This window comes from Pseudomonas maioricensis (genome assembly GCF_022790535.1).
Lineage (GTDB): Bacteria > Pseudomonadota > Gammaproteobacteria > Pseudomonadales > Pseudomonadaceae > Aquipseudomonas > Aquipseudomonas maioricensis.
Genome location: NZ_LOHG01000032.1, coordinates 1 through 13,975 on the forward strand (window position 1 = coordinate 1; position 13,975 = coordinate 13,975).

The following is a 13,975-nucleotide window of genomic DNA, read 5'->3' on the forward strand; positions in this document are numbered from 1 at the left end:
AGCGATGGCGGTTTGTCTGATACACCGCCATCGCTGCCTCGCGGTGCTCGTGAGCTCCTACAGATTTCTGGGTTGTATCGCAGATCTTGCATTGCCAATCGGGGGCACTTATGCCTCCCCGAATCCACTTCACAAAACCAGACAAAAGTTGTCCACGAAAAGTGGGGGTATGTCTGTGGATAACATTGCCAAAGCCATATGGGCTGCGGTTTTTGGCCGATGATCACGAAATGAACAGCCACAAAAATCCGAATTTTTCCTTGATTTTCAGTTGCTTTGCGGTGCAGCGCGCTGCGTCGGACTGTTCAGCGCACCGCCGCTCACTGGATCTCCTCGAACGGCAAACCTACATAGTTTTCCGCAATGCTGCGGCGGCCAGCGTCCGAACCGACAAAGTAATCCAGTTCGGTCTGTTGCAAGCGCTGGCTGAAAGCGTCGCTGTCCGGAAAGCGGTGCAGCATCGAGGTCATCCACCAGGAAAACCGCTCGGCTTTCCAGACCCGGCGCAGGCAAATGTCCGAGTAGCGTTGCAACAAATCGGTGCGTCCTTCGCGATAGACCTTGAGCAGAATGCGATACAGCGTATTCACATCACTGGCCGCCAGGTTCAGCCCCTTGGCTCCGGTAGGCGGCACAATGTGTGCCGCGTCGCCCAGCAGGAACAGCTTTCCATACTGCATGGGTTCGACCACAAAGCTGCGTAGCGGGGCGATGCTCTTTTCGATGGACGGACCGGTAATCAAGCGTTCGGCAATCGTGGTTGGCAGGCGCTGTTTGAGTTCATCCCAGAAGCGCTGGTCAGACCACTCCTCGATCTGTTCGCCAGCCTCCACCTGGATGTAGTAACGGGTGCGGGTTTTGGAGCGCATGCTGCACAAGGCAAAGCCGCGTTCGTGACGTGCGTAGATGAGCTCTTCGTTGACCGGCGGCGTATCAGCCAGCACTCCAAGCCATCCGAACGGATAGATCCTTTCAAATACCTTGAGTGCCTCTGCGGGGATCGATTGTCGTGACACACCATGGAAGCCATCGCATCCGGCAATGTAATCGCAGTCAAGGCGAATCCGTTGGCCCTCATGTTCGAAGGTCAGGTACGGTGCGTCGGTTTTCATGGCGTGTGGTTGAACATCGCTGGCGTCGAAAAAGATGACCGCGCCTGCCTCAGTACGCGCTTGCAGCAGGTCACGGGTGACCTCGGTCTGGCCGTAGACCGTGACATGTTTGCCGCCTGTCAGCCCGCATAAATCAATGCGTTCGGAGCGACCATCGAAAGCCAGTTCGAATCCGTCATGGGGCAGGCCTTCGCTGTCCAGCCGTTCGCTGACGCCTGCTTCACGCAGCAGATCAACGGTGCCTTGTTCAAGCACGCCTGCGCGGATTCGGGAGAGTATGTGCTCGGGGTTTTTGCGTTCGACGATGACATTGTCGATACCGGCACGCTGGAGCAATTGGCCAAGCAAAAGGCCGGAGGGCCCACAGCCAATAATGGCAACTTTAGTTTTCATGACAGGACCCGCTTCGTTTGTTGTTTTTGTCTGTTCTGTATTTTTAGTGGCCTGTAGCAAGAGAAGAAGCCATTATTCGCGGTATTTTCTGGACTTTTCGTAACTCGTGAAGGGGGGCATGCATGCGTGGTTCAAGCGTTGAGAGTGTGCCGATATTCAAGCTATACGGGGAAACCACGTTGTGGCCGACCCCCGATCTGCTGCATTGCGAGTCGATTCCGCAGCGCAGTCAGCTTCACGGCTGGGAAATACAAACTCACTCCCACAGCGACCTCGTGCAGTTGCTGTACGTGCAGTCCGGGCAGGCAACCCTGCATGTGGAAGGCTCCACCCGGAAGGTGGAATCTGCTGTGCTGCAAGTGATCCCGGCGTTGAGCGTGCACCGTTTCAGTTTTTCGCCGGATATTCAGGGTTACATCCTGAGCCTCGCGCAGCCGTTGGCCGAGCAGTTGAATACTGCGCTGACGGCTCCGGCATTGAATGTCGCGGTTTGCCATGCGGTGGACCGCGAGCAACGCGCCCAGCTGGATCCGTTATTTGCCGCGATCAGTGAAGAGTATGCCCAGCACAAGCCCTGCCGGGATGCGATGCTGAATGCGCTGGTCACCATGCTGTCGATCTGGCTGGGGCGGCGCAGCATCGAGCCGTTGTCATCCGGCACACCGTCCCTCGAAAAGGGCCGCGAACATTTGCAGGCGTTCAATCGGCTGGCGGGCATTCATTTTCGCCAGCATTGGTCGATTGAACGCTATGCGGAGCAACTGAACATCAGCGCCGCCTGGTTAAACAGCCTGTGTCGACGGTTGAGCGATCAGTCTGCACTGCAGATCATCAATCAGCGCCTGTTGCTGGAAGCCAAGCGTGATCTGGTTTACACCACCCTGACCATCAATCAGATTTCGGACCGGCTGGGTTTTTCGGAGCCTGCGTACTTCTCCCGATTCTTCAAGCGCTGCACCGGTCAGTCGCCCAGGCAGTTTCGGGGGCAGAGATAATCTCCAGGGCTGTCCCGGTGTCCATGGCCCCGCAGTGTCTCGGGGCAAATGTAGGACCTGTAGGAGTGAGCTTGCTCGCGATGGCGTCAGGTCTGGCGATAAGTTCGTCGATCAAGAAGCCGAATCGCGAGCAAGCTCACTCCTACAGAAATAATCACGAATTCGTAAAAGTGTAAGGCGACCACCTAATTGAACATCGATACCCGAATCAAATTCCGTCATCTGGTGTGTTTCCTCGAAGTGGCCCGGCAGGGCAGCCTTGCGCGTGCTTCGGATCAGTTGGCGATCAGCCAGCCTGCCTTGTCCAAAACCCTCAAGGAACTGGAAACCCTGCTGGAAACCCAGCTGTTCCAGCGCAGTAAAAGCGGCGCGGCGCTGACCGAGGCCGGGGTGGCATTTCTGCGCTTCGCCGGGCCCAGCGTGCAGTCGCTGCGCGAAGGGGTAAACAGTCTGCGCTCCGGTGAGCATGAGCCGGTGACCGCGCGGCTCGGGGTGTTGTCGACGGTGGAAAGCCTGTTGGTGCCAGAAGTGGTGCGCCGTCTGCATGAGCGTCATCCAGCGCTAATCGTCAGCGTCATGACGGGGCCCAGCGCCTATCTGCTGTCGCAATTGCGGGTCGGCGAGCTGGATCTGGTGGTCGGGCGGATGACCGATAGCCCGCAGATTCAAGGCCTGACCTTCGAGCACCTGTACAGCGAATCCATGACCCTCGTGGTGCGCCGCGATCATCCATTGCTGGGAGGCGAGTTGCGTCGTGAAAGCCTGGAAAGCTACCCAATGGTGCTGCCGCTGGCTGGAACCACGATTCGCAAGTTCGCCGACAGCCTGTTTGTGCAATGCGGTATCAGCCCGCCGCGCCAACGCCTGGAAACCCTGTCGCTGACCCTGAGCCGTCGCTACGTGCAATGCAGCGATGCGATCTGGATCGCGCCCTTTGATGCCGTGCAGCAGGATCTGAAAGCCGGTGATCTGCACGAACTGGAGTTGGGCATTCGTGAGCCGGGTGGTTCGGTGGGCATTTGCAGCAACCCGGCATTGCCGCTGTCCAGAGCGGCGCAATGGTGCGTCGCTGTCTTGCAGGAAGTCGGCAAAGCGTATGGTCAGACCGATCATCCATAACCATATGGTTATGGATGCAGTTCAATTATTCAGTTCAGGTTTTGGTTAGGTCGGGAGAGACTGCGGGCAGCAGTCAATATTCCTAACTATAAGAACCAAGGTGAACCGCATGTCTGATGCGAGCAGCAGCCGTTTTGTCATTCGTGACAGAAACTGGCATCCCAAAGCGTTGACCCCCGATTACAAGACCTCAATCCTGCGCTCTCCGCGCCAGGCGCTGGTCAGCATTCCGCAGTCTGCATCTGAAGCCACTGGCCCGGACTTTTCCCATCTCAAATTCGGCGAGCACGACAACGATCTGTTGTTGAACTTCAACAACGGTGGCCTGCCGATTGGCGAACGCATCATTCTGGCCGGGCGGGTGTGCGATCAATACGGCAAGCCGATCCCGCACACATTGGTAGAGATCTGGCAGGCCAACGCAGGTGGCCGTTATCGCCACAAGCGCGACGCCTATCTGGCTCCCATCGATCCGAACTTTGGTGGTGTAGGCCGGGCCTTGACCGATCGTGATGGCAATTACAGTTTTCGTACCGTCAAACCCGGTCCGTACCCTTGGCGCAATGGCCCCAATGACTGGCGTCCGGCGCATATCCATGTGTCGATCAGTGGTCCGTCGATTGCCACACGCTTGATCACCCAGCTGTATTTCGAAGGTGATCCGTTGATCCCGCTGTGCCCGATCGTCAAATCCATTGCCAACCCGGACGCGGTGCAAAGCCTGATCGCACGCCTCGACATGGGCATGGCTAATCCGATGGATTGTCTGGCTTATCGCTTTGATATCGTCCTGCGTGGTCAGCGCGCGACGCACTTCGAAAACCGCTAAGGAGCTTATGACATGCCGGTTCAATTGCTGCCTGAAACTCCTTCACAAACTGCTGGCCCGTACGTGCATATCGGCCTGGCGCTGGAAGCTGCGGGCAATCCGCCCCGCGACCTGGAAATCACCCATGAAATGGTTCTGCCCAATGCGCCGGGTGAACATATCGTGCTTCTGGGTAATGTTTTCGATGGTAACGGCCACCTGATTCGCGATGCCTTTATCGAGTTCTGGCAAGCTGACCACGAGGGGCGGTACGACCCGATTTATGACCCGCAAAAGCCATTCAACGGCTTTGGCCGCACGGCCACCGGCGAAGATGGCCAATGGTTGTTGAACACCATCAAGCCAGGCACTGTGCATAACGCGGCGGGCGTGCCCATGGCGGCGCACATCAACGTGTCGTTGTTTGCCCGGGGGATCAATATCCATCTGCAGACCCGTCTGTATTTCGACGACGAAGCTGAAGCCAATGCCAAGGACCCGGTATTGAACCTGATCGAACAGCCGATCCGTCGCGAGACCCTGATCGCCAAACGCTGCACGGTCGACGGTAAGCTGGCGTACCGTTTTGATATCCGCGTGCAGGGTGAAGACGAAACGGTATTCTTCGATTTTTGATGGTTTCATCCAGCAAACGCAGGACCCTGTAGGAGCTCACAGAGGTTACGAGGCCAGCGATGCGGTGTGTCAGATGATCCGTCATCGCTGGCCTCGTAACGTCGGTGAGCTCCTACAGAAAAAAGACTTAAATAATAATAAAAGGAACCCCCATGACGCTTTCGGCTCGCGTGCCCGAGGCCGGTACACTCGATGTGCAGGCCTTTATCAATGCTCAACCCTTGTCCCGTTATCAGTGGCGAGTGGTCATTTTGTGTTTCCTGATTGTCTTTCTCGATGGCCTCGACACTGCAGCCATGGGCTTTATTGCCCCGGCGTTGAGCGTGGAGTGGGGCATCGACCGTGCGAGCCTGGGTCCGGTCATGAGTGCTGCGCTGATCGGCATGGTTTTCGGTGCGCTGGGGTCGGGTCCGCTGGCGGACCGGTTTGGCCGCAAAGTCGTGCTGGTGGTGGCGGTTTTTCTTTTCGGGTTGTTCAGCCTGCTGTCGGCGTACAGCAGCAACATCGATCAACTGCTGATCCTGCGTTTGCTGACCGGTCTGGGACTGGGTGCGGCAATGCCCAATGCCACCACGTTACTCTCCGAATACACCCCGGAGCGCCTCAAATCATTGCTGGTGACCAGCATGTTCTGCGGCTTCAACCTCGGCATGGCCTGTGGTGGTTTTGTTTCTGCCAAGCTGATTCCGGCCATGGGCTGGCACAGCCTGTTGATGCTCGGCGGTATTTTGCCGCTGGTCCTGACCGTGGTGCTGATGATCTGGCTGCCGGAATCGGCGCGTTTTCTGGTCGTGCACAATCTGGGTGTCGATCGTATTCGCAAGGTGCTGGCGCCGATCTCCCGTCAGGAAGTCAATGCCGCCAACGACTTCAGCGTGCCAGAGCAGAAAACCGTGCGCAGCCGTAACGTCTTGAAAGTCATCTTCTCCGGCACCTACAGCGCCGGTACTTTGTTGTTGTGGCTGACTTACTTCATGGGCCTGGTCATTGTTTATCTGCTGACCAGCTGGTTGCCGACCCTGATGCGTGACAGTGGCGCGAGCATGGAACAATCGGCCTTCATCGGGGCTCTGTTTCAATTTGGCGGTGTGTTGAGTGCGGTCGGCGTCGGTTGGGCCATGGACAAGTACAACCCGCACAAGGTGATTGGTTGTGCGTACTTTCTGGCCGGGGTGTTTGCCTGGCTGGTAGGGCAGAGCCTAGGTAACGTCGCCGTGCTGGCGACGTTGGTGCTGCTGGCCGGCATGTGTATCAACGGCGCGCAATCGGCCATGCCTTCGCTGGCGGCGCGTTTCTATCCGACTCAAGGTCGTGCCACCGGCGTTTCATGGATGCTGGGCATCGGTCGGTTCGGCGCAATTCTCGGTGCCTGGGCGGGCGCCACCTTGTTGGGGCTGGGCTGGAATTTCGAGCAGGTTCTGACTGCGCTGGTGGTGCCCGCAGCACTGGCGGCTCTTGCTGTATTGGTCAAGGGCTGGGTCAGCCACTCGGACGCCACATGAATTTTGGAGCACGCTTTTGAACACAACGAGCCAGCAACTTTTCGACGCGTATTTCAGCCAGCCGCAGATGAGGGAAATCTTCTCTGATCACGGACGGCTGCAAGGCATGCTTGATTTCGAAGCAGCGCTGGCCCGCGCTGAGGCCAGCACCGGGTTGATCCCCGCTGAAGTGGTTGACGATATCCAGGCCAGTTGCCGCGCCGAGCTGTTCGACTTTGCTGAACTGGCGGTTGCAATCGGCAATGCCGGCAATTCAGCGATCCCGCTGGTCAAGGCGCTTGGCAAGAAGATCGCTGCGCACAACCCCACCGCTGAGCGTTATGTACACATGGGAGCAACCAGCCAGGACGTCATGGACAGCGGGCTGGTGTTGCAACTGCGCGCCGCCATCGTGCTGTTGGAACGTGATCTGTCGACGCTGGCGGATGCTCTGGCGGGACAGGCTCAACGCTACGCCGCTACACCGCTGGCGGGTCGTACTTGGTTGCAGCAGGCGACGCCGGTCACCCTCGGGATGAAAATTTCCGGTTGGCTCGGCGCGGTCACGCGTCATCGGCAACGCTTGCAGGAGCTGAAACCTCGGCTGCTGAGCCTGCAGTTTGGTGGCGCGTCCGGAACCCTTGCGGCGTTGGGCGATCAGGCATTGCCTGTTGCTGAAGCGCTGGCCCATGAGCTGCAACTGAGCTTGCCCGAGCAACCGTGGCACACCCAGCGCGACAGGCTGGTGGAGTTTGCCGGTTGGCTGGGCCTGATCGCCGGGAGTCTGGGAAAGGTCGGCCGCGATATCAGTCTGTTGATGCAAACCGAAGTCGGTGAAGTCTTTGAACCCGCAGCGGCAGGCAAGGGAGGTTCATCTACCATGCCTCACAAGCGTAACCCTGTGGGCGCGGCCGTGATGATCAGTGCTTCCGTGCGTGCGCCGGGACTAGTCGCCACGATGTTCGCGGCCATGCCTCAGGAACATGAGCGCAGCCTGGGGTTGTGGCACGCCGAGTGGGAAACCCTGCCTGAGCTGTGCTGCCTGGTGTCGGGATCGTTGCAGCAGGCTTTGCAGGTGATTCCAGCGCTGGAGGTTGATGCCGCACAGATGTTGACCAACCTAGATTCCACTCAAGGGCTGGTGCTGGCTGAAGCGGTCAGTATCGCGCTCGCCCGGCGCATAGGGCGTGACGCCGCGCATCATCTGATTGAACAAAGCTGCCGCCGCGCCGTGCAGGAGGGGTTGCATCTGCGCGAAGTGCTTGGCGCCGATCCACAGGTCAGTGCCGAGCTTTCGTCCGCTGAACTGGACCATCTGCTTGATCCCGCCAACTACCTGGGCCTTGCGCAGCAGTGGGTGGAGAGGGCGGTGGCCCTGGCGAAAACTTAACTTGAGCTGTGGGAGCAGAGCTTGCTCGCGATAAACGATAACGCGGTATGTCGGTTAGCTGCGTCTTATGTATCGCGAGCAAGCTCTACTCCCACAGGAACCAGATTCAATCTTCAATTCACAGGAGCCAAAATGCCCTTCATCCAACTCTCCGACGGCAATCTGCATTACCAACTCGATGGCCCGCAAGGTGCGCCGGTTTTGTTGTTGTCCAACTCGCTGGGCACCGACTTGAAAATGTGGGACTCGCAAATGCCGGCCTTCACGGAGCACTTTCAGGTGTTGCGCTACGACACGCGCGGGCACGGTCAATCGCTGGTGACCAAAGGGCCTTACAGCATCGAGCAGAGCGGTCGCGATGTATTGGCACTGCTGGACGCCTTGCAGCTGCCGAGCGTGTTGTTCTGCGGGCTGTCCATGGGAGGTCTGATTGGCCAGTGGCTGGCGATCAATGCGCCGCAGCGTGTGCAGCGTGCAGTGCTGTGCAACACCGCCGCGAAAATCGGTAATCCCGATGTCTGGAACCCGCGTATCGAAACCGTTTTGCGCGATGGCAAAGCCGCGATGCAAGCCTTGCGTGAGGCGTCGGTTGCGCGCTGGTTCACCCCTGAATTTGCCAAGGCCGCGCGGCAACAGGTTGAGCCGGTGGTGGACATGCTGGCCCAGACCTCACCTCAGGGCTATGCCGCCAACTGCGCAGCGGTACGCGACGCAGATTTTCGTGATCAGATCAAAGCGATCACGCTACCGGTGCTGGTGGTCTGTGGCACTCAGGACGCTGTCACTACCCCAACTGACGGGCGTTTCCTCACCGGGCACATTGCAGGTGCCGAGTACGCCGAGTTCCATGCCGCGCATCTTTCCAGTATCGAAGCGGGCAGTGCATTTGGCGAACGTGTCGTAACTTTTTTGCTAGCCTGAATCCGGAGTCTCAAATGGACGAAAAACAACGTTACGAAGCCGGCATGCAAGTGCGCCGCGCTGTCCTGGGCGATGCCCACGTCGACAACAGCCTGAAGAAGCTAACGCCGTTCAACGAAGAGTTTCAGGAAATGATCACCCGCCATGCCTGGGGTGATATCTGGACCCGGCCCGGCCTGCCGCGCCATACCCGCAGCCTGGTGACCATTGCCATGTTGATCGGTATGAACCGTGAAGGCGAGCTGCGCCTGCACCTCAAGGCCGCCAAACACAATGGCGTGACCCGTGAGGAGATCAAGGAAGTGTTGATGCAGAGCGCAATCTACTGCGGTATCCCAGCCGCCAACGCGACGTTTCATCTGGCAGAGGAAGTCTGGGATGAAATGGGCGTCGAGTCGTTGCAGCAGAGCAGCCCGAACATTTGATGCCTGCTATGAATGGGTCAACGCGAGCGCTGCCAGCGCTGCAATCAACGCGGGTGGCATGACCAGAATCCCCAGCCGGAAAAAGCCCATGGCGGTGACGTTTTCGCCTTCGCGACGTATGGCAATCAACCAGAGCAAGGTTGCCAGCGAGCCGGTGATCGAAAGGTTGGGGCCAAGATCGACGCCGATCACCAATGCACTGGTGGTCGCTGTCGGCAGCTGTGTGATATGGCCGACTGACCCGGCGATCAGGCCGGCCGGAAGATTGTTGATCAGGTTGCTGGCGATCGCCACGCTCACGCCTGCGACCCAGCTGGCTTGAGTGGCAGAATGGTCGGCCAGTGATTTCAGCGCATGGGCCAGATGATCGATAACGCCGGTCAGTGCCAGCCCCTCTACCAGCACGAACAAACCTGCCACCAGCGGCAACACTCCCCAGGAGACCGCCTTGATCACTGGCAGAGGGTTGAGCCGCTGGCGGATATGAATCAGTGCGGCGGTAGCGATACCCGCACAAAACGTGGGCAACCCAAGTTGCACGCCGAATGCCGATGCGCTCAGCAAGACGATGCCGGTCAGGACAATACCGAACGCGGTCAGACGTGCACCGCTGGACAGCGGTTGCAAGGTGATGTTCGTGGCCAGAGGCTTGCGCAGATGAGTGCGCTGTGCAAGGCGTAACACCAGATAGGTCAGGCCGATGGCGGCAATCGAAGGCAAGCTGAAATGCCAGAGCCAAGTGGTCAGCGGCGGCATGTTGCTGCCGAATATCACCAGGTTTGCGGGGTTGGAGATAGGCAGTACAAAACTGGCCGCGTTGGCGATAAAGGCGCAGATGAACAGATAAGGCAGCGGTTCGGCCTTGGCGGCACGGGCTGCGGCATACACGGCGGGGGTCAGAACAACGGCGGTCGCATCGTTGGACAGAAACACCGTGACCAGTGTGCCGACCAGAAACACGAGGTCGAACAGGCGTTGTCCCGAGCCTTTTGCATGTTTGGCAGCCAGCATGGCCAGCCAGTCGAACAGGCCTTGTTGTCGGGCCAGTTCGGCCAGGACCATCATGCCGATCAGAAACAGGTAGACGTCACCACCTTCCGCCACCGCGCCAAGCGCCTTGTGCAGAGGGATAAATCCCAGCGCCGTGAGCAGTGCGGCCGCACCCAGCGCCCAGACAAATTCCGGCACCCGCCATGGCCGTGTAATCACGCCGCAGATGGCTATGGCGGCGACGATCCAGATAACCGTTGCAGGGTCGAATGCGGACATTTGTGGTACTCGAGAGGCAGGCTCCTCTCAGACCGGTGGTGATGAGGACAAGTTCGTCAGTAAGGCAGATTTGGAATGCGCTTTGATGGTGCTGAAACGCGGCTTTCGTGTGGCAAGCATTGGACTTGTAGGAGTGAGCTTGCTCGCGATTACGTCAGGTCAGACGACATATTCTTAACATATCGACAGCTATCGCGAGCAAGCTCACTCCTACAGGCCCCTAGTTTCTGCGCGACAGCGTGGCGTCTGGACTACGGAGGCGCTACAGGTGTTGTGCTTTGCCTGACAGAGATCTATCAGGCAAAGGTCTCGCATCACGCAGCAGTATCGAGATACTTGCCGACCGGCTTATTGCCGTTCGTGTCGTAACGCTCGGTCAACGCGGCGACCATGCGGCTCAAGGCTTGAGAGGCTTTGGTGTCGGTGTTGGTACTGCCGTTTGAGGTGGCGCTCAGCGCGCTGGTCAATTCGTCAGCGCTGATGCTGCCGTCGCCATCAGCGTCCAGTGAGCTGAACAACTGATCGCTGGTCTCCTGCGTTACCACCGGCGGTGCAGGAGGCTGTTGTGGTTGCAGGCTGGCGGTCAGTTCTTCGAGGCTGACAGTGCCATCTTCATTGGTGTCCAGCGCATCAAACACCTGGGCACTGTCGGCGGTGCTGCCCGCGCTGCTCAAGCCTGCGGTCAGTTCGTCACTGTTGATCGTGCCGTCGCCATCGGTGTCCAGCGCGCTGAGCAGATCCTCGGCAACATCGGTCGCTGGCTGACCGCCCGGAGGTGGTGGCGGTGCCGTGATTGCCGCCAGTTCATCGGCGTCGAGGCTGTCATCGTCATTGGCGTCCAGGTCGCTGAACGCTTTGCTCAGGCTGACGGTGATGCCGTCCTTGCTGTCGGAAGACGAATTTGCAGCGCTCAGCTCATCTTTGCTGATACTGCCGTCGCCATCGGTGTCCAGTTTGGCCAGCAATTGCTCCTGGAATTTCTTGCTCGCGGCGGTACTCGCGCTTGAGCTGGTGTAGCTCGAATAGCTGTTACTGACGCCACTGATCATCGGACTGACTCCCTCAGGTTGATTGATCCGGCGACGGTGCACCGGTTTATCAAGCATCCAGATGGCAGATGTCGAGGGTATGTGGGTTTTGTATCGGTGCAGATACGTGGTCCTGTCAGAACCGCGGCAAGATCACCAGGGCAGTCAGGCCACCACCGGGTGTCTGCGCCAGTGATAATTCACCGCCCATGCGTCGGGCTGCATCACGGGCGATGGTCATGCCCATGCCGACGCCGCCGGAGTTGCGATTACGCGACCCTTCCAGACGGAAAAAAGGCTCAAACACGGTTTCATGATGTTCGACGGGGATTCCCGGGCCGTGATCGATGACCCTGACGCTCACCTGCTGCGCCTCATCATGAATCTCGACCCGTGCATGACCGGCATAACGCAGGGCATTGTCAATCAGGTTGTTGATGCACGAGCGCAATGCCATGGGTTGCGTCTTGAGCGGCGGGCACTGGCCCGTGGATTGAACGTCATCACCATTGTCCTGAGCATTTTCAGCCAGGGACTCGATCAGCGCCTGCAAGTCGAACAACTGCACTATTTCGCTGGTGCGTTGCTCATTCAGGTAGGTCAGGGTGGCGTCGAGCATGCCAATCATGTCGTTCAGATCCTGAGTCATCTGCCCATGCAGCTTTGGCTCGTCGATCTGTTCGACCCGCAACTTCAGACGCGACAGCGGTGTGCGTAGGTCATGGGAAACCGCGGCGAGCATGCGTCCGCGCTGCTGCACTTGTTCGCGGATGCGTTGCTGCATCAGGTTGAATGTCTGCGCCGCCTGACGTGCTTCCCTCGGGCCCGTGACTTCCATGGGCGGACTGTCGAGGTTTTCGCTGAGCCTTTCGGCAGCGTTGCTCAGACGCTGGATCGGCCTGCTCAAGGCCTTGGCCCCATACCACGCAGCAACCACCAGAGTGATCAACTGGAAGATCAGCGGCACGACCGGCCCTCGGAAAAACGGCGGTTTGTGATCGGGCGGAGGGCGGTCATCCGAGCCTTGGAAGGGAGGCGCGCTCATCTGCTGCCCTGACTGCTCGTGCATGGGGGGCGGTGGCGGCGGGAATCCATACAACCTGAACCACATGAACGCCAGCAAATGTGCAAGCAGAATAGCGATCAATGCCCCCCCGAACAGGCGGGCGAACAGTGTGTCAGCAGAGCGGATCAACCGATGTCCCTTGCATCGAACAGATAACCCTCACCGCGAACGGTTTTGATCAACTGCGGGTTTTTCGGATCGTCGCCCAGTTTCTGCCGCAAGCGCGAGACCAGTAGATCAATGCTCCGGTCAAACGCTTCAATCGAGCGACCGCGTGCGGCATCAAGCAGTTGTTCGCGGCTCAGCACCCGGCGAGGGCGTTCGAGGAATACGCGTAACAAGCGGAATTCAGCATTGGACAGGGGCACCACGAGGCCATCGGCAGCGGTCAACTGGCGCAGCACACTATTAAGCCGCCAGGCATCGAAGCGCACGATGGAACGCTCATCGTTACGATCATCGCGCACGCGGCGCAGCACGGTCTGGATGCGCGCCACGAGCTCCCGGGGCTCGAAGGGCTTGGCCATGTAGTCGTCAGCGCCCAGTTCGAGGCCAATGATCCGGTCGGTGGGTTCGCAGCGAGCGGTAAGCATGAGAATCGGGATGTCCGAGGTCCCGCGCAGCCAGCGGCACAGCGACAGGCCATCTTCGCCGGGCAGCATCAGGTCGAGGACGATGACGTCGAAGTTCTCTTCTTCGAGCGCCTGACGCATTTCGGTGCCGTCGGTCACGCCCCGGCACTGGATGTTGAAGCGCGCCAGGTAATCGCAGAGCAGTTCGCGGATAGGGATGTCATCGTCGACGATCAGGGCGCGGGTGTTCCAGCGCTGGTCGTTGTTCTGTGGGGTTTCAGCGGTGGTGTCGGGAGTTGATTGCATGATGCGACTGCTGCCTGGTGATGCCGCCATCACTGGCCGCTATTGATGATCAACGCTACCCGCCATGCTACTTCGCCGGGAGGCGCGGCGAAAGGGTGGCGTGGGGGGATGTCGGGGGCGTGTCTGGTCTGTATCGGAGTTGGTACAAAGGTTTTGGGTGTAGAGGTTTTTTTGCGTACACAGAAACCAATGAATGGCCAATTCCAATGCATGCCATTCGTTCCAAACCGCCGCACGCCGCGATCTTTACGCCATCTTTACGCCGCACTAACCCCCTCGCTCTCGTTCCTTTACACCCTCAATCCCGACAATTAACCACACGCGGCAATCGCCGTAGAGACGGAGTATTTCGATGAGCGTTGTGGACGGGGTGTCACTGTTGTTAGCCGCAGGGCTGTTCATCTACCTACTGGTTGCGCTGCTACGCGCAGGCCGGAACTAGGAGACGAGCTGC

General features: G+C 58.7%; 14 protein-coding genes. 9 read left to right on the top strand and 5 right to left on the bottom strand.

Translation table 11 applies throughout. The features are described from left to right. Positions 1–320 precede the first annotated feature (320 nt). The gene (gene pobA, locus AUC61_RS25745) at positions 321–1,505 is read right to left on the bottom strand and encodes a 4-hydroxybenzoate 3-monooxygenase (RefSeq protein ID WP_243249072.1); all 1,185 of its coding nucleotides are present in this window, start codon (positions 1,503–1,505) and stop codon (positions 321–323) included. Positions 1,506–1,627: 122 nt separating this feature from the next. On the opposite strand from pobA, the gene AUC61_RS25750 reads away from it, so the two are divergent. The 8 genes from AUC61_RS25750 to pcaC all read left to right on the top strand — a co-directional run bounded on the left by AUC61_RS25750 (position 1,628) and on the right by pcaC (position 9,280). Continuing rightward, complete coding sequence (locus AUC61_RS25750; protein ID WP_243249074.1) at positions 1,628–2,500, top strand: helix-turn-helix domain-containing protein; 873 nt, start codon at positions 1,628–1,630, stop codon at positions 2,498–2,500. 189 nt (positions 2,501–2,689) lie between these two features. Then, on the top strand, positions 2,690–3,619 hold the full coding sequence (pcaQ, locus tag AUC61_RS25755) for a pca operon transcription factor PcaQ (RefSeq protein WP_243249080.1): 930 nt from the start codon (positions 2,690–2,692) through the stop codon (positions 3,617–3,619). 109 nt (positions 3,620–3,728) lie between these two features. Further along, on the top strand, positions 3,729–4,448 hold the full coding sequence (pcaH, locus tag AUC61_RS25760) for a protocatechuate 3,4-dioxygenase subunit beta (protein WP_243249081.1): 720 nt from the start codon (positions 3,729–3,731) through the stop codon (positions 4,446–4,448). A gap of 12 nt (positions 4,449–4,460) precedes the next feature. Further along, positions 4,461–5,063: a protocatechuate 3,4-dioxygenase subunit alpha gene (gene pcaG / locus AUC61_RS25765; protein ID WP_243249082.1), complete on the top strand. Its 603-nt coding sequence runs from the start codon at positions 4,461–4,463 to the stop codon at positions 5,061–5,063. Between the two features lie 152 nt (positions 5,064–5,215). Continuing rightward, the gene (gene pcaK, locus AUC61_RS25770; protein ID WP_243249083.1) at positions 5,216–6,565 is read left to right on the top strand and encodes a 4-hydroxybenzoate transporter PcaK; all 1,350 of its coding nucleotides are present in this window, start codon (positions 5,216–5,218) and stop codon (positions 6,563–6,565) included. A 16-nt stretch (positions 6,566–6,581) separates the two neighbouring features. After that, a complete protein-coding gene (locus tag AUC61_RS25775) occupies positions 6,582–7,934 on the top strand; it encodes a 3-carboxy-cis,cis-muconate cycloisomerase (RefSeq protein WP_243249084.1) in 1,353 nt (450 codons plus the stop codon). 132 nt (positions 7,935–8,066) lie between these two features. Next, the gene (gene pcaD, locus AUC61_RS25780; protein ID WP_243249085.1) at positions 8,067–8,855 is read left to right on the top strand and encodes a 3-oxoadipate enol-lactonase; all 789 of its coding nucleotides are present in this window, start codon (positions 8,067–8,069) and stop codon (positions 8,853–8,855) included. Between the two features lie 14 nt (positions 8,856–8,869). Next, a complete protein-coding gene (pcaC, locus tag AUC61_RS25785; RefSeq protein ID WP_122666151.1) occupies positions 8,870–9,280 on the top strand; it encodes a 4-carboxymuconolactone decarboxylase in 411 nt (136 codons plus the stop codon). Between the two features lie 6 nt (positions 9,281–9,286). Here the strand turns inward: pcaC and AUC61_RS25790 are convergent, their stop codons facing one another. The 4 genes from AUC61_RS25790 to AUC61_RS25805 all read right to left on the bottom strand — a co-directional run bounded on the left by AUC61_RS25790 (position 9,287) and on the right by AUC61_RS25805 (position 13,521). Next, complete coding sequence (locus AUC61_RS25790; RefSeq protein WP_243249086.1) at positions 9,287–10,549, bottom strand: arsenic transporter; 1,263 nt, start codon at positions 10,547–10,549, stop codon at positions 9,287–9,289. Between the two features lie 314 nt (positions 10,550–10,863). After that, entirely contained in the window at positions 10,864–11,598 is a 735-nt protein-coding gene (xopAW, locus tag AUC61_RS25795) for a XopAW family type III secretion system calcium-binding effector (protein ID WP_243249087.1), read from the bottom strand. A 115-nt stretch (positions 11,599–11,713) separates the two neighbouring features. Next, entirely contained in the window at positions 11,714–12,772 is a 1,059-nt protein-coding gene (locus AUC61_RS25800; RefSeq protein ID WP_243249088.1) for a sensor histidine kinase, read from the bottom strand. Then, entirely contained in the window at positions 12,769–13,521 is a 753-nt protein-coding gene (locus AUC61_RS25805) for a response regulator (protein WP_243249089.1), read from the bottom strand. The genes AUC61_RS25800 and AUC61_RS25805 overlap by 4 nt, the downstream gene beginning before the upstream one ends. A gap of 352 nt (positions 13,522–13,873) precedes the next feature. Here AUC61_RS25805 and kdpF point away from each other — a divergent pair, with 352 nt between their 5' ends. Then, positions 13,874–13,963: a K(+)-transporting ATPase subunit F gene (kdpF, locus tag AUC61_RS25810; protein ID WP_243249090.1), complete on the top strand. Its 90-nt coding sequence runs from the start codon at positions 13,874–13,876 to the stop codon at positions 13,961–13,963. Positions 13,964–13,975 lie beyond the last annotated feature (12 nt).